The 15,504-nt window shown below is 45.3% G+C and carries 13 protein-coding genes and 2 tRNA genes; all 15 read right to left on the bottom strand.

Annotated features, from left to right (window positions below; genetic code table 11):
• Positions 1-12: 12 nt before the first annotated feature.
• The 15 genes from ilvN to glcT all read right to left on the bottom strand — a co-directional run bounded on the left by ilvN (position 13) and on the right by glcT (position 15,472).
• A complete protein-coding gene (ilvN, locus tag DMO16_RS00365; protein ID WP_061972578.1) occupies positions 13-531 on the bottom strand; it encodes an acetolactate synthase small subunit in 519 nt (172 codons plus the stop codon).
• Positions 528-2,246: an acetolactate synthase large subunit gene (ilvB, locus tag DMO16_RS00360; protein ID WP_061972577.1), complete on the bottom strand. Its 1,719-nt coding sequence runs from the start codon at positions 2,244-2,246 to the stop codon at positions 528-530. The genes ilvN and ilvB overlap by 4 nt, the downstream gene beginning before the upstream one ends.
• Positions 2,247-2,600: 354 nt before the next feature.
• Positions 2,601-4,268, bottom strand: a complete 1,668-nt coding sequence (ilvD, locus tag DMO16_RS00355) for a dihydroxy-acid dehydratase (RefSeq protein WP_129474702.1) — start codon at positions 4,266-4,268, stop codon at positions 2,601-2,603.
• A 26-nt stretch (positions 4,269-4,294) separates the two neighbouring features.
• Positions 4,295-5,200 (bottom strand): branched-chain-amino-acid transaminase, encoded by a 906-nt coding sequence (gene ilvE / locus DMO16_RS00350; protein ID WP_129474700.1) that lies wholly within the window; start codon positions 5,198-5,200, stop codon positions 4,295-4,297.
• A gap of 298 nt (positions 5,201-5,498) precedes the next feature.
• Positions 5,499-5,575, bottom strand: a tRNA-Arg gene (locus DMO16_RS00345).
• 178 nt (positions 5,576-5,753) lie between these two features.
• Positions 5,754-5,827, bottom strand: a tRNA-Gly gene (locus DMO16_RS00340).
• A 426-nt stretch (positions 5,828-6,253) separates the two neighbouring features.
• Positions 6,254-6,769: a metallophosphoesterase family protein gene (locus tag DMO16_RS00335; protein WP_061972574.1), complete on the bottom strand. Its 516-nt coding sequence runs from the start codon at positions 6,767-6,769 to the stop codon at positions 6,254-6,256.
• A gap of 13 nt (positions 6,770-6,782) precedes the next feature.
• Positions 6,783-7,373 carry an XTP/dITP diphosphatase gene (locus DMO16_RS00330; RefSeq protein ID WP_129474698.1) on the bottom strand — a complete coding sequence of 197 codons (591 nt, stop codon included), beginning with the start codon at positions 7,371-7,373 and terminating at the stop codon, positions 6,783-6,785.
• Positions 7,370-8,125, bottom strand: coding sequence for a ribonuclease PH (gene rph / locus DMO16_RS00325; RefSeq protein ID WP_129474696.1), 756 nt, complete (start codon positions 8,123-8,125; stop codon positions 7,370-7,372). Before rph ends, DMO16_RS00330 begins: the two co-directional genes overlap by 4 nt.
• A gap of 122 nt (positions 8,126-8,247) precedes the next feature.
• Positions 8,248-9,297 (bottom strand): GerMN domain-containing protein, encoded by a 1,050-nt coding sequence (locus DMO16_RS00320; RefSeq protein ID WP_061972571.1) that lies wholly within the window; start codon positions 9,295-9,297, stop codon positions 8,248-8,250.
• Positions 9,298-9,386: 89 nt separating this feature from the next.
• Positions 9,387-10,193, bottom strand: coding sequence for a glutamate racemase (gene racE / locus DMO16_RS00315; protein ID WP_061973039.1), 807 nt, complete (start codon positions 10,191-10,193; stop codon positions 9,387-9,389).
• 208 nt (positions 10,194-10,401) lie between these two features.
• Positions 10,402-12,114, bottom strand: a complete 1,713-nt coding sequence (gene ptsP, locus DMO16_RS00310; protein ID WP_061972570.1) for a phosphoenolpyruvate--protein phosphotransferase — start codon at positions 12,112-12,114, stop codon at positions 10,402-10,404.
• Positions 12,114-12,380 (bottom strand): phosphocarrier protein HPr, encoded by a 267-nt coding sequence (locus DMO16_RS00305; protein WP_061972569.1) that lies wholly within the window; start codon positions 12,378-12,380, stop codon positions 12,114-12,116. The genes ptsP and DMO16_RS00305 overlap by 1 nt, the downstream gene beginning before the upstream one ends.
• Positions 12,381-12,404: 24 nt before the next feature.
• Positions 12,405-14,441, bottom strand: a complete 2,037-nt coding sequence (ptsG, locus tag DMO16_RS00300) for a glucose-specific PTS transporter subunit IIBC (protein ID WP_061972568.1) — start codon at positions 14,439-14,441, stop codon at positions 12,405-12,407.
• Positions 14,442-14,638: 197 nt separating this feature from the next.
• Positions 14,639-15,472 (bottom strand): glucose PTS transporter transcription antiterminator GlcT, encoded by an 834-nt coding sequence (glcT, locus tag DMO16_RS00295; RefSeq protein ID WP_129474694.1) that lies wholly within the window; start codon positions 15,470-15,472, stop codon positions 14,639-14,641.
• Between the last annotated feature and the right edge of the window lie 32 nt (positions 15,473-15,504).

Here is a 15,504-nt window from a genome sequence, read left to right as displayed (position 1 = left end):
TTTTTTATAGATTTAAATAATAGAAAACTGATTCAGATTATAGACCGTTTTTTGTGTACCCCTCGGCATGGCGGTAAGGCCTGTTCTTGAGATTTCTTTAATGCCATATGGTCTCAGAAGCTCGATGATCGCTTCTACCTTGTCATTGTCGCCTGTCACTTCAATGGTCACGTTTTCCAGGCTGACATCGATGATACTTGCCCTGAACGGCTCGATGATCACTTTGATCTCACTGCGGGTTTCCGGAGTGGTCATCACTTTGATCAAGGCCAGCTCCCTCGCGACGAGTGCCATTTCCGTGAGATCCTTCACCTTTAGCACATCAATTTGCTTGTGAAGTTGTTTCAGGAGCTGTTCAAGCTTCCTGTCATCCTCCACCTGCACAACGATAGTGATTTTCGAGATCGATGGATCATCTGAATGCCCGACCGTGATGCTTTCGATGTTAAATTGCCGCTTGGTCATTAATCCCGTCAGCCGGTTGAGTACCCCGCTTCGATTTAATACTGTGGCGGTTATGATGCGCCTCATGGTTTCACCCCAATCATCTGATGGATTCCCTTGCCGGGTGCAATCATCGGATAAACATTTTCATCTGATGCGACTCTACAGTCCAGCAAGAATGGTCCTTTGGAATCAAGCGCTTCGGCAAATTTGGCCCGAGCTTCTTCTTCGGTCGTAACCGATGCGGCTTCAATTCCGTAAGCAGCAGCCAGTTTTACAAAGTCCGGCTGGACCGGAAGCAAGGATTCTGAATACCGTTCTTCATAGAAGATTTCCTGCCATTGCCTCACCATGCCCAACGATTGATTATTGACGATGACAATGACCACCGGAAGCTTCATTTCCTGTAAAACGGAAAGCTCCTGAAGGGTCATTTGGAACCCTGCATCCCCCGTTACTGCCACAACCGGAAGCTCTGGTTTGCCAATTTTGGCTCCAATTGCTGCCGGAAAACCAAATCCCATGGTTCCCAGTCCCCCTGAGGTTACCCAGCGGTTCGGTTTGGAAAATCCATAATATTGAGCCGTCCACATTTGGTGCTGACCTACATCTGTTGTAACAATGGCTTCACCTTTGGTTTCCTCATGAATGATTTCAAGCAGTCGCTGCGGCTTCAGTACATCCCCTTCATTTTTGTACCAAAGCGGATAACTGTTCTTAAGTTCCGCCAATTGGCAAACCCATTCCTCCGTGTCTCCTGACGTTGTGCTCTCGCGGAGCAAAGCTGCCGCTGTATGTTTTGCGCAGCCTACAATCGGAATAAGCGTTTCAACGTTTTTTCCGATTTCAGCCGGATCGATATCAATGTGGGCAACAGTTGCTTTTTGGGCAAAGTGTGCAAGGTTGCCTGTAAGCCGGTCATCAAAACGGGCTCCGATTCCAATCAAAAGGTCACATTCATGAAGAGCGGTATTCGCCGCATACGTACCATGCATTCCGGCCATTCCCAGGAAGAGCGGATGTTCCGACGGAAAACTTCCCAGTCCGAGAAGCGTATTCGTGACAGGAATCCTGTGCTGCTCGGCCAGTGCAAGGATCTCTTCCTCGGCTTTGGCAAACAGGACGCCGGCTCCAGCAAGAATGACTGGTTTCTTCGCTTGTGCGATGGCATCTGCCAGACGCTTGACTTGCAGGAGGTTCGGAATTGTCGTTGGCTGATATCCCGGAAGATCAACTTCGTTGGATGGTTTATACGAACCAATCGATGTAGAGATATCTTTAGGAATATCAACCAGTACCGGGCCTGGACGGCCGGTCTGTGCAAGGTGGAAGGCTTCTTTAATGATTCTTGGCAGCTCTTCCACTTTTCTCACCTGATAATTGTGCTTTGTGATCGGCATCGTGATTCCAACGATATCGGCTTCCTGAAAGGCATCTGTTCCGATAACCGATGTGGCAACCTGGCCTGTGAAAATAACAAGCGGGAGTGAATCGATCATGGCATCCGCTATTCCCGTTACCAGATTGGTCGCGCCTGGCCCTGAGGTGGCGATAACAACGCCGGGCTTTCCGGCCACTCTTGCAAACCCTTGAGCAGCGTGAATAGCGCCTTGTTCATGCCTTGTTAAAATGTGTTTGATGTTCCTTTTGTACAGCGCATCATAAATGGGAAGGACGGCACCCCCGGGATATCCGAATAATACGTCAACCCCTTCTTTTTCCAGTGCCTCCATCAGCATATCGGCCCCAGACATCTTCAGGACTTTGCTTTTCTCTTCCTCAGCCACCCAGCTGGCTTTCATTTCTGATTCCTCCCTTATTTGTTCAAAATAAAAAGCCTATTCACCCAAAATGACAGTGTTTATCCTGCCAAAGGGGTGAAAAGGCTTCTTTTCACGGTACCACCCTTTTTCGCGGCTCTTGCATTGCCGCCTCATGGATGAAAAGTTCATCCGGTTTGATAACAAGTTACCCATTGAAAAAAAACTGGCTAACTCGATCTGACCTACTGACACTTGAACCGTGCGTTCGAACAGACACTCAGGGGTGAGATCCTGACAGGGTTATTACCGGCTCACAGCAACCCGGCTCTCTGGAAATAACCTTCTGTCATTCTTCCCCTTCACAGATTTAATGATTTTTAATTTTAAAAGGTATTATACTTTCAGGACTCCGCCAGTATTGGCCGAAGTGACAAGTTTGGCATAACGGGCGAGATAGCCTTGTTTGATTTTAGGCTCTGGCTGCTGCCAATCCGCCTTTCTTTGATGCAATTCTTCTTCACTGACCATCAAATTGATTGTTCGGTTAGGGAGATCAATTAATATTTGGTCGCCATTTTCAATGAAAGCGATTGGTCCGCCTTCTGCTGCTTCCGGCGAGATATGGCCGATGGAAATTCCTCTGGAAGCACCTGAGAATCTTCCGTCGGTGATCAAAGCTACCTTTGTGCTTAAGCCCATTCCGGCAATAGCGGAAGTTGGAGACAGCATTTCCGGCATCCCCGGCCCGCCTTTTGGCCCTTCATAGCGGATTACAACTACATGGCCTTCCTTGACTTGACCGGTTTTTATTCCGTCAAGCGCCTCGTCCTGGGATTCAAAGACAATCGCTTCTCCTTCAAAATATTTGATGGATGGATCCACGCCGCCAACTTTGATAACACAGCCGTCCGGTGCAAGGTTTCCATACAGAATGGAAAGGCCTCCTACAGGACTGTAGGCGTTGTCAGGGTAGCGGATAACATCACTGTTTAAAATTTCAGCTTCTTCCACATTTTCATACAATGTTTTGCCAGTGACAGTGATCCTGTCCCGGTGAATGGCACCGTCCATTTGACCAAGTTGTTTGATAATGGCGCTGACCCCTCCGGCTTCATGAACATCCTGCATGGTATAGTCTGATGCAGGGCTTATCTTTGAGAGGTATGGCACTCTTTCCGCTACTTCATTAATTCGTTTAAGGTCATATTCAACACCCGCCTCATGTGCGATGGCAAGCATGTGAAGGACTGTGTTCGTCGAGCCTCCCATGGCCATGTCAAGAGCAAATGCATCATCAATTGCTTCTTTCGTGATAATGTCTCTCGGCCGGATATCGCGTTCAACAAGGTCCATCAGGTGGAAAGCCGCATCTTTATACAGCTTATCTCGTTCCTCCGAGGTTGCTACGAGTGTGCCGTTGCCCGGAAGTGTGATGCCGAGCATTTCCATGATGGAGTTCATGCTGTTTGCAGTGAACATTCCCGAACAGGATCCGCAGGTCGGACAGGCACTTGTCTCAAGCTCAAGCAGCTCTTCACGCGACATTTTGCCTGACAGGTGGGAACCGACTCCTTCAAAAACTGAAACGAGAGAAAGGGATTTACCGGAAGATGACTTACCGGCTTCCATCGGACCACCAGATACAAATACAGCAGGTACATTGGTTCTGGCCGCGGCCATCAGCATTCCTGGTGTAATCTTGTCACAGTTCGGGATATAAAACACTCCGTCAAACCAGTGAGCATTGATTACTGTCTCGGCGGAGTCAGCGATAATTTCCCGGCTTGGAAGGGAATAACGCATTCCGATGTGGCCCATGGCGATCCCGTCGTCAACACCGATTGTGTTGAACTCGAACGGTACACCGCCTGCTTCGCGAATGGCCTGTTTTACTTTCTCACCCACTTTATTTAGGTGCATGTGGCCCGGAATGATATCTACATAGGAATTACAGACCCCAATAAATGGTTTGTTCATATCTTCTGCTTTTACACCGGCCGCATGAAGCAAGCTTCGATGTGGCGCTCGGTCAATTCCGTTTTTTATCATGTTACTACGCATATACGACATCTCCTGTTACAAATTGATTATCCTGCCTGTACGTTGGTTGATTTGGAATAAACCTTGACTCCTTCTTCAACCACTCTTTTTCTGAAAGCTTCCAAAAGGATATTGGTGTGTTTTCCTGGAACGCCTTCTCCGATTACTCTTCCGTCCACCTTAATGACAGCAATGACTTCAGCAGCCGTCCCTGTAAGGAACACTTCATCAGCGACATAGACATCGTGCCGTGTAAACGGTTCTTCAGAGACGTTATAGCCGAGCTCGGCGGCAATTTCCACGATGGCATTTCTTGTGATACCTTCGAGAGCCCCCAGATAACCCGGAGGTGTTTTTATGCTGTTTCCTTTAACGATGAAAACATTATCTGCAGAGCCTTCAGCCACATAGCCTTGGTCATTCAGCATCAAGGCTTCGCTTACACCGGCCAAATTGGCTTCAATTTTCACGAGAATATTGTTCAAATAGTTCAGTGATTTTACTTTCGGGCTAAGCACGTCTGCTCTATTCCGCCGGCTCGCTACTGTCACAATTTCAATTCCCGTTTCATAAAGTTTTTTTGGGAAAAGAGCTAGCTGTTCTGCAATGACAATAACTCCCGGCTTTTCACAGGTAAACGGGTCAAGTCCAAGGTTTCCCCTTCCCCGTGATATCACTAAGCGAATGTAGGCATCACGATATTGGTTTTTTTGGAGCGTCTCAACAATAATTTGGGTCAGCTCCTCTTTCGTGTGTGGAATAGTTAACATGATGGACTGAGCCGATTCGTAAAGACGCTGCAGATGTTCATCTAGCCGATAAACATTTCCGTTGTAGACGCGAATGCCTTCGAACACCCCATCTCCATATAAAAAACCATGGTCATAAACAGAGATCTTGGCATCTTCTTTTAAGACAAATTCACCGTCTACATAAACCCATTGCTCTAACATCGTGATCCTCCTTTTCCTTTAGTGGTAATTGTTCGAATTTTTTAATTTAATCTGATAATTGTTGATTATGTTACGCCCCTTTTGGACGGAGGTCAACCACATTTTTTAAAAAAATGTAATTTTTCTGTTTATTCTAATTTTATGTATACGCTTACATTATTGCTGTACAAGAAATCGAGTCTTAAACGCCTCATTTGTAAACATTTTTGAAGCGCTTACAAATTGAGCCGATTAATTAGAAAATCACAAAAAAAAAGGCACCCTTTCAATAAAAGGTGTCTTGAATATGTAAGTAAAGTGGCGTCCCAGGAGAGATTCGAACTCCCGACCGTACGCTTAGAAGGCGTATGCTCTATCCGGCTGAGCTACTGGGACATATGTATTTTAGAGCCCTTTCCGCCTAGCAGTGCAACTTCATGCTACTGCAAAGCGCTGCGGGCACACAGGTTTGTTTTCCTCGGGGAAAACGTATGATCAATCACTAATTGACTTTTCCTGTTCCGTAAAAAAAGTCTTGCCTTTTCATTTCCATTGCAACGTGAGAAATAGCAAATGGAGCGGGTGATGAGAATCGAACTCACGACCAGAGCTTGGAAGGCTCTTGTTTTACCACTAAACTACACCCGCATGTTTGATTAGGATGCCACTGCATCAGCGACATAAGTAAATATACTATACCCTGTTAAATATGTCAACAAGTTTTCAGGGAAAAAAGCTATATCCATTTATTATACTATTTTCGAACACTGGAGCGGGAAGCAGTTGATTTCCGGTTCAGGACGCCCGCTATCGGCGGGGTGTGCGGTGAGACTTACCGGCGTAAACGCCTACTTTGCCGGCGTAAACGCCTACTTTGCCGGCGTAAACGCCTACTTTGCCGGCGTAAACGCCTAATTAGCCTCACCTGTCACGCTACTTCCGCAGGATAAGGAATGCTTCGTCAGCATTACATCGCAACAAGAAAATGTGTATTTTATTTTCGAGGATCTTGTACCTTTCACTACAATCAACTTCGCAATGGCGTTATCTAATCAAGTTTTTCAGAAAAGATTGTCAGCTTATTTGAAATTCTCTTCTAAGGTCTCTTACTTCTTGTCCTTCCAGATCCAGATATGAGACGGTGACTGAGCTTCCATGTACTTCGCAAATTGCATATGTTTTCTCAAAACGCTCCCTTGGCATTCTGATGCTGCCAGGGTTGATATAAACATGCCCGTTTTGCTCAAAGCAATGAGCAGTATGGGAATGCCCGAAACACGCGATTTTGGCACCGGTTTCTTCAGTGCGGTATGTCAGGGACACCAGCGACATTTTCACATCCATTAAATGACCATGTGTGACATAAAATACGGTATCACCGATCAATTCGATGACTTCTGTGGGAAGATCCGGTGCAGCATAATCCATATTCCCCTTCACAACGACAAAGTCTTTCAATTCTGGTGAATCAGACGTCAGTTCCGAATCTCCGCAATGTATCATACCCTCGACTTCATGACGGTGCCGTTCCTTTATCAGTTCGAGTTCTTTTTTGTATCCATGGCTGTCACTCACAATTAACACTTTCACGGTTGGCTACCTCCTAAAACAGCAGATGTATCTGGTCTTTCAGTTCGGCCAATGCTTTCGCACGATGGCTGATTTGATTTTTTTCCTCTTTTGTAAGCTCGGCCATCGTTTTGGATATTCCCTGAACGAGAAAAATCGGATCATAGCCGAACCCATGGCTTCCTGTTTTTTTATAAGCAATGCTGCCTTCACAATGACCTTCAACAATCACCGTTTCCTTACCCGGCCTAGCGATGGCCAATGTACAAACAAATCGAGCGGTCCGCTCCTCTTCCGGAACGCTGCGCATTTCATCCAGTACCTTGTCCATATTTTTTTCATCGTCTTTCTCTATTCCCGCATACCGGGCTGAAAAAACACCAGGTCTTCCACCGAGTGCATCAATAACAAGACCGGAATCATCCGAGATTACCGGCAAATGATATAAATTTGCAATTTCTTCTGCCTTCAGCCGGGCGTTTTCCGCAAAAGTGGTTCCTGTTTCCTCTACATCTGGCGCGTTTTCCACATCGAGTAAAGAGGAAACTTCAACACCCATTTCGGCAAACATGAATTGAAACTCTTTTACTTTCCCAGCATTTTTTGTAGCAATCAGAACTTTCATTTTTCATCCTCCGCTTCATTTATAAGTTTCGCCCATTCACCGAGGACTTCCTTCTGTAATTCAATCAACTCACCAACACCTTTTGATCCAAGCTTCAGCAGAGACTGAAGCTCTGCATAAGAGAATGTCGCTTCTTCTCCGGTTCCCTGAAGCTCGACAAACTCCCCGCTTCCTGTCATCACAATGTTCATATCCACATTTGCGTTGGCGTCTTCTGCATAATTTAAATCCAAAATAGGACCCTCCGTGTTGTCAATACCCACAGAAGTTGCAGCCAGAAAATCTTTCACTGGCATCTTTTTGATCGTCTTGGCTTCGATCAGCCCGACAAAAGCCAGAACCATGGCCACAAAGGCTCCTGTTATGGATGCCGTACGTGTGCCACCGTCTGCCTGAATGACATCACAATCGATCCAGAGTGTCCGCTCGCCCATTTTAGGTAAATCCACAACCGAACGAAGTGCCCTGCCGATTAAACGCTGGATTTCCATCGTCCTGCCTGTCACCTTTCCCCTGCTTGCTTCCCGCACTGTCCGTTGCTCTGTTGCCCTTGGAAGCATGGAGTATTCAGCCGTTATCCAGCCTTTGCCCTGGTTTCTCATAAAATGCGGGACCCTGTCTTCTATACTTGCTGTACAAATGACTTTTGTATCCCCAACGGTAACTAAAACTGATCCTTCCGCATGCTTTATGTAGTCTTTTTCCATTCTGACGAATCTGAGTTCATCGTTTGACCTGCCGTCATTTCTCATTATAATCCTCCCGATGTTCCTGCTCGCTTCCTGCTCTCTTAAAACGATTTCCGAAAATTTCGTGAACAAAAAAGAGAAGGCAAGAAGCCGTCTCTTTTATCCTACCACAAGTTTATCTTTCATTAAAATTCTCCGGTGTTCACCATTTCAGGACGGGAAACAGGAGCAGTAATGGATTTTCCCTCTTCATTTTTCAATTTTGCTTTGCCGTCTACCTGTATCGCTACTTTTTTCACTCCATTCAGCTCGGTCAATGATAAGACGATGGATTGGAGCACTGTGTCATCAATGGTATGTTCCGATTTGTTTTCAAGAATGGCTTTATTGAAGTTTAAGGTGGCGACTCCATGTTTCAATACTGGCGGATCCAGCAATTTTACATCATTTCTCATACCAGTTAGCAGTCTGCTCTGCTCACCCGGCCCCTGAACCAGTTCATGGATTGCTGCACTGATTGGGTCTGAGTCATTTTTGGCCACCCGGCGTGTCACCGGCACATAGTAGGTTTGAGAATCATTTTGGGCAACAAAGTAGAGTGTTGCCGTGTCACTGCCTGTCATATCCACAACATCCCCGTTTTCGATGTTGATTCCATCCGCCCGGCTGATTCCATCATTGATGGGGGTGTGATTAACCGGCATTACTTTTTGATCCTTGCCGTCTATTTGTATTTTTACGTTTTTGATATTGTCAAATTGTGTGAGAGTAAAGGTAATCGCTTGAAGAAGCTTTTGCTCATCCTGCCCTCTGTAATCCATAAACTCTTTCGAAAAATTGGCTGTCGCCGTGCCATCCTTGCTGACAGCGACATCCAGCACCTGGGTGTCAGGGGGAAGAACAGCTTGAAAACCGTTGGGCAGGATATTGGAGACCGGCCCGTCCTTAACCAGATATTCGAGCACCTGTTTCGCGGCGGTTCCTGTCTTTGGCAGATTCAGCATCTGAGGCACCACCAAACCATTGCTGTCGAGCAAAAACAGCTGGCGTTTTACAGCGTTTTTGTTCGCCTTTGCCGTTGTCTCTGCATCAAGAGATTTTCCTTCTTTCACATAATTCACTTTCGGAGGATCGACCTCATTATCTGCTTTATTTCCTCCCATTCCACATCCCGCCATCAATAAGGAAGCTGACAGCAGAAAAAGCGGCGCTCCTATTTTGAACCTTTTGTACATACTTTTCCCTCCCCAAGTGGTTGTACTACTATTTATACGGGCTGTCCCCCTGTTTAGACCACTATGTTGAGAAAAAAAAAGCAAAACGGTTATCCGTTTTGCCCAAGGGTAATAAAGTGTACTTGTTCGATTTTTTGTTCCATCCAATGGTTGGCGATCTCAAGAAAATGACCGTTATCGGAAGTGGAGAAAAATTCATGCTCAGGCATCCGGTCCCCCTTGTACAAAAGACCGCTGTGATCGAGGATTGCTGACACTTCCCTTGCTGTTTCAGCACCGGAGCAGATGAGTTTAATGCCATCTCCCATGACACGCTGAATGACAGGGCGCAGCAAAGGGTAGTGCGTGCAGCCGAGAATCACGGTGTCGATCGGTTTATCTTTTAATTCCTGAAGCACTTCGGATACGACATGTACCGTTTCTTCCCCGTCAAGCTCTCCCTTTTCAACCAATGGCACAAATGGGGGGCAAGCCAGACTGTGGACTGTAATGTCCCCTTTGATGCCTTTTAACGCATTTTCATAGGCGTGGCTTTTAATAGTCCCTAAGGTGCCAATAACGCCCACCTGACCATTTTTTGTCACTTTAAGGGCCGTGCGTGCGCCGGGATTAATCACCCCAATAACAGGGATGCTCAGCTTTTCTTTCACTTCTTCCAATATCGCTGCCGTTGCCGTATTGCAGGCAATAACCAGCATTTTTATCTCCTTGCTCAGAAGGAATTCAATCATTTCCAATGTATAGGTTCTGACTTCGTCCATTGGCCGCGGGCCATAAGGGCAGCGGGCTGTATCTCCCACGTAATAGATTTCTTCTTTTGGCAGCTGCCGCATGATCTCTCTTGCCACAGTCAATCCGCCGACACCCGAGTCAATTACACCTATTGGTTTATCCATTTTTTCCGCCTCTTCTTTCTTCCGGTGTCTATTCATGTTGTATGCTCCAGCTTCGAAAAATGGTTATCTCTTCCATCTTCACTGCTGCATCCAAACATCCACCAGTTCAACACAAAATCCTTAAAAAGGATAAAAGAAAAATTCATCGTTGTCAACAAAGAAAAGCCGATCCTTTACAAAAGGACCAGCTCTTATCATTCACTTGCCATTAAAAATTTTCATTCACAAACTTTACAACTTCTTCAGCAGTATCCATGTTTAAAATCGTATCTACATGTTTTGCAGCTTCTGATTTGGAAAGTTTGGAAAGCTGGCTTCTGGCAGGAAGCACAGACGTTGCGCTCATGGAGAATTCATCGAGTCCAAGACCGAGCAGAATCGGAATAGCGATTGGATCTCCTGCCATTTCTCCACACATTCCTACCCATTTACCTTCTTTGTGGGCAGCATTGATGACCATTTGAATCAAACGGAGAATAGCCGGATTGTATGGCTGATACAAATAGGAAACTCTCTCGTTCATTCTGTCTGCCGCCATCGTGTACTGAATAAGATCGTTTGTACCAATAGAGAAGAAATCTACTTCTTTGGCAAAACGGTCTGAAAGCACCGCAGTCGATGGAATTTCAACCATGATTCCAAGTTCAATGTTTTCAGAAACATCAATATTTTCCTTTGCGAGCTTTTCTTTTTCTTCAAGAAGAACATTCTTGGCTGCGCGGAATTCGACCAGCGTCGCAATCATCGGGAACATGATCTTCAAATTACCGTATGCACTTGCTCGAAGCAACGCTCTGAGCTGTGTTCTGAAGATATCCTGCTGTTCCAGGCAAAGTCGGATGGCACGGAAACCAAGAAACGGATTCATTTCTTTTGGAAGGTCCAAATAAGGCAGTTCTTTGTCACCGCCGATATCCAACGTACGGATAACAACAGGCTTTCCTTCCATTTTTTCGAGAACTTCTTTATACGCCTTAAACTGTTCTTCCTCGGTTGGAAGCTGGTCACGGCCCATATACAAGAACTCTGTTCGGTAAAGCCCAACACCTTCGGCACCATTCTCAAGCACACCCTGAACGTCCTTAGGTGTTCCAATGTTGGCAGCAAGTTCTACATGCTGGCCATCAGTCGTCGTTGTTGGCTCGTTAACAAGCTTCGCCCACTCTGCTTTTTGTTCTTTATATTGATCTTGTTTCTTCCTATAAAGTGCAAGTTCCTCTTCGGTTGGGTCAACAATAACTTCACCGTCAAGTCCGTCAATCACAAGAATCGTGCCGTTTTGAATTTTCTCGGTCACTACTTTAGTTCCAACAACTGCTGGAATTTCCATTGAACGGGACATGATAGCGGAATGAGAAGTTCTTCCGCCAATATCTGTTGCAAAACCGAGAACAAATTGACGGTTAAGCTGGGCGGTATCTGACGGTGTTAAATCTTCAGCAATAATAATAACTTCTTCAGAAATACTTGCAGGGGATGAGAATTGAACCCCCAGCAAATGAGCAAGAACACGTTTAGATACGTCTCGGATATCCGCCGCACGCTCTTTCATATATTCATTGTCCATTTGTTCAAACATGGTAATGAACATGCTGGAGATTTCATCCATGGCACTTTCTGCATTTACATTTTCGCTTTCAATTTTCGTTTTTACTGCATCAATAAGCTCTGGATCTTCAAGAACAAGAAGATGGGCAGCAAAAATTGCTGCCTTATCTTCTCCTAAATCTCTTAGTGCATTTTCTTTAATAACCTGAAGTTCGCCTTTCGCCTTTTCGACAGCGGCGGAAAAACGGTTAATCTCGGAAGCAGTATCTTCCACCCGCTTCTTTTCGATTGTCAATTCAGGATTCTCAAGGATGAATGCTTTGGCAATCGCTATGCCTGCTGATGCAGCAATACCTGAAATGTTTTCAGACATTACTCACCAAGTCCTTCCTTTTTCATTACATCTTCAATCGCTTTTAACGCTACTTCAGCATCGTTTCCTTCAGCTTTGATTGTGATTTCAGAACCGCTTTGGATTCCAAGGCTCATCACGCCCATAATGGACTTAAGGTTAACATTTTTCCCGTTGTACCCAAGAGTCATGTCTGAGCTGAATTGTCCTGCCTGGTTAACAAGAACAGTTGCCGGACGTGCGTGGATTCCTGAATCGCTAGTTACTTTAAATGTTTTTTCTGCCATGATTAAAAACTCCTTTGATATTTTTTAGTGGATTGCGATGATATTTTCTTCACCTTTAGACACATTTCCTGTTTTTTCGAGGTGAATGCTTTCTCCTTCAGCAAGGTTGGTAAACACGATTGGTGTTATAACTGATGGAGCGTTTCCTTTTACAAAATCAAGATTAACTTTCATTAATTCTTGCCCTTGCTCTATGATGTCACCCTCATTCACAAACAATTCGAATCCTTCTCCTTTAAGTTTGACCGTGTCGATTCCAAAATGGACCAGAATTTCGCGGCCGCCATCGGATTCAATTCCAATTGCGTGCTTTGTCGGGAATACGTTGATGATCTTACCATTTACTGGTGATACTACTGTTCCATCCGAAGGTTCCACAGCAAATCCATCACCCATCATTTTACCAGAAAACACTTGGTCAGGCACTTCTGTTATAGGCATGATTTTCCCTTCCAGCGGTGAAACGAAACGTTCAGCTACGGCTGGAGCAGGTACTTCCATTTCCTGCTTTTCGGTTAATGGTTCTTTCGGTGCTGCTACGACTTTACCGTCCATAATATCTTTGATTTCACTCTTAAGCGTATCTGAGCGTGTTCCGAAAATGGCCTGAATGTTGTTGCCCATTTCCAGTACACCGGAAGCTCCGAGTTTTTTCAAACGATCTTTATCAACATTTTTCGCATCATTAACCGCAACACGCAGACGTGTAATACAAGCATCAAGATCACGAATGTTTCCTTTTCCGCCAAGTCCTTCAAGAATGTTGGCCGCCAAAGAACCTTCGTTGCTCGCACTCACGTTTGTTTCTACTTCATCATCCACTACTTCGCGTCCCGGGGTCTTAAGATCCCATTTTCTGATCGCAAAGCGGAAACCGAAGTAATAAATCACGGCAAGAACCAAGCCTACCGGAATAACAAGCCACCAAGCGGTACGGCCCGGCAGAACTCCAAACAACAGATAATCGATAACCCCACCTGAGAAAGTCATACCGATTTTAACATTTAACAGCTGCATTGTCATAAATGACAACCCGGCAAAAATTGCATGAATTCCGAAAAGTACAGGAGCCACGAACAAGAATGTAAATTCAAGTGGTTCAGTAATCCCTGTAAGGAACGAAGTCAGGGCTGCAGAGCCCATGATGCCCGCTACGACTTTTTTGTGTTCAGGGCGCGCTTCATGATACATGGCAAGCGCTGCTGCCGGAAGACCAAACATCATGAACGGAAACTTACCTGTCATGAATGTACCGGCGGTTAGTGGCGCACCATCTTTAATTTGAGCAAAAAAGATTTTTTGGTCACCGCGTATGATGTCGCCGGCTTTGTCCGTATATTGCCCAAACTCAAACCAGAAAGGAGAGTAGAAAATGTGGTGAAGTCCGAAAGGGATTAACGAACGTTCAATCACACCGAAAACGAAGGCTGCTAGTGTACGGTTGGAATCAAGCATAAAATGCGAGAAAGAATTTAGCCCGTGCTGTGCATAAGGCCAAACACCGATCATAATGATCCCAAGTACCAGGGATGAAACCGCTGTAATAATCGGCACAAACCGTTTACCAGCAAAGAACCCTAAGTATGGAGGCAGTTCGATCTTGTAAAAACGCTTATATAGATACGAAGCAAGAATACCTACGATAATACCGCCGAAAACACCGGTTTGCAACGTTGGAATCCCAAGCACATTGGCAAACTCCGGGCTGTCTTTGATCATGTCCGGCGTGATGCCTTTTAATGTGCCCATCGTCACGTTCATGATCAAGTAACCAATGATGGCAGCAAGTCCTGCCACTCCTTCTCCGCCGGCCAGACCGACGGCTACCCCTACCGCAAAAAGCAGGGACAGGTTGGAAAACACAATGTTCCCCGAGTTTTCCATTACACTTGCCACAAGCTGGAACCAGCCAGCTTTTAATGCAGGGATCTTATCAAGCAATGCAGGGTTTTTGAATGCGTTACCAAAGGCTAAAAGCAAACCTGCCGCCGGCAAAATCGCAACCGGAAGCATCAACGCCTTACCTACCCGCTGAAGCACCCCAAAAATTTGTTTCCACATGGGTATGTTCCTCCTTATTTTTTTAAATATAGTTGTATTGGAAGTTGAATCAATATAAAAAAGGCATGAGTGCAAAAAAAGCGCATACAAAAGCCAGTCAGATATAGATTATCCGAATTAAGCTCTTACTACACTTTTTTCTTCACTCATGCCTGATCGAATCAGTAACACGTAAAGCAAAAGTACATTTATTAAGTTTAAGTAAGCCTTTGCAAATGCATCGTCAGATACACTGCTTCCGCTTCCGGAATGGGCTTGTTCAACGTATTCTGCATTACCTTAATTAACTTCCAAGCAAGATTGTAGCACAAAGGATATTCTTCTTTCAACACCTTTGCTAACTTTTCTTGTTTATCCACTTTTTCGCCGGCTTCCACCCGTTCGATTGTATGCCGCAAATGCCTGACAAGCCTCAGATAATTGATACTTTTCCGGTCAAGCTTAATCTCAAGAGACTCTTCAATTAATTCCGCCAGCCGGTTGATCAGTCGCGAATGCTGATTGATATCACTCAAACTTCTATTGGTCACTGCACTGTGGATATGAAGCGCCACAAAGCCGATCTCGCCATCAGGCAAATGAATGCCGAGAGCCTGATTGATCTCCTCGATTACTTCTTCGGCTACGGTGAATTCCTTTGGATAGAGGGTCTGGGTTTCCAAAAGAAACGGATTCCGAATATCCATTCCTTGTTCCAGACGTTTAACGGCAAAAGCCATATGGTCGGTAAGGGCCACATGAATATGTTCATTTAATGTGGTTTGCATCCGCTTCTCTATGTGGGTAATCACATCGTTGAGAAGTTCGATAAATGATTCATCAAGGGAACGGACTAGAGATACATACTGCTCCTGCTCTTTTTCGCTGGTCAGAATATAGAGTTTGTCAATGACATTCGCCTCTATGACATCACCCTTTACCTTTCCAAACCCGATACCCTTTCCGATCAGGATCAATTCCATGCTTGAAGCATCTGTCGCGACCACTGCATTATTGTTGAGTGTTTTTTTAATGTGGAAGGGTGCATTCATCCTGTTTCCATTCCTTTCGAGCAGTAAGCCTA

Source organism: Fictibacillus sp. S7, from assembly GCF_004127935.1.
GTDB lineage: Bacteria > Bacillota > Bacilli > Bacillales > Fictibacillaceae > Fictibacillus_C > Fictibacillus_C enclensis.
Note: the sequence above shows the minus strand (reverse complement) of the source record. Positions and strands in the feature narration are given on the sequence as shown.

Excerpts from the sequence above, each read along its gene's own strand:
- ilvN (WP_061972578.1), bottom strand. The coding sequence starts at position 531 with ATGAGGCGCATCATAACCGCCACAGTATTAAATCGAAGCGGGGTACTC.
- ilvB (WP_061972577.1), bottom strand. The coding sequence starts at position 2,246 with ATGAAAGCCAGCTGGGTGGCTGAGGAAGAGAAAAGCAAAGTCCTGAAG.
- ilvD (WP_129474702.1), bottom strand. The coding sequence starts at position 4,268 with ATGCGTAGTAACATGATAAAAAACGGAATTGACCGAGCGCCACATCGA.
- ilvE (WP_129474700.1), bottom strand. The coding sequence starts at position 5,200 with ATGTTAGAGCAATGGGTTTATGTAGACGGTGAATTTGTCTTAAAAGAA.
- DMO16_RS00330 (WP_129474698.1), bottom strand. The coding sequence starts at position 7,373 with ATGAAAGTTCTGATTGCTACAAAAAATGCTGGGAAAGTAAAAGAGTTT.
- rph (WP_129474696.1), bottom strand. The coding sequence starts at position 8,125 with ATGAGAAATGACGGCAGGTCAAACGATGAACTCAGATTCGTCAGAATG.
- DMO16_RS00320 (WP_061972571.1), bottom strand. The coding sequence starts at position 9,297 with ATGTACAAAAGGTTCAAAATAGGAGCGCCGCTTTTTCTGCTGTCAGCT.
- racE (WP_061973039.1), bottom strand. The coding sequence starts at position 10,193 with ATGGATAAACCAATAGGTGTAATTGACTCGGGTGTCGGCGGATTGACT.
- ptsP (WP_061972570.1), bottom strand. The coding sequence starts at position 12,114 with ATGTCTGAAAACATTTCAGGTATTGCTGCATCAGCAGGCATAGCGATT.
- DMO16_RS00305 (WP_061972569.1), bottom strand. The coding sequence starts at position 12,380 with ATGGCAGAAAAAACATTTAAAGTAACTAGCGATTCAGGAATCCACGCA.
- ptsG (WP_061972568.1), bottom strand. The coding sequence starts at position 14,441 with ATGTGGAAACAAATTTTTGGGGTGCTTCAGCGGGTAGGTAAGGCGTTG.
- glcT (WP_129474694.1), bottom strand. The coding sequence starts at position 15,472 with ATGAATGCACCCTTCCACATTAAAAAAACACTCAACAATAATGCAGTG.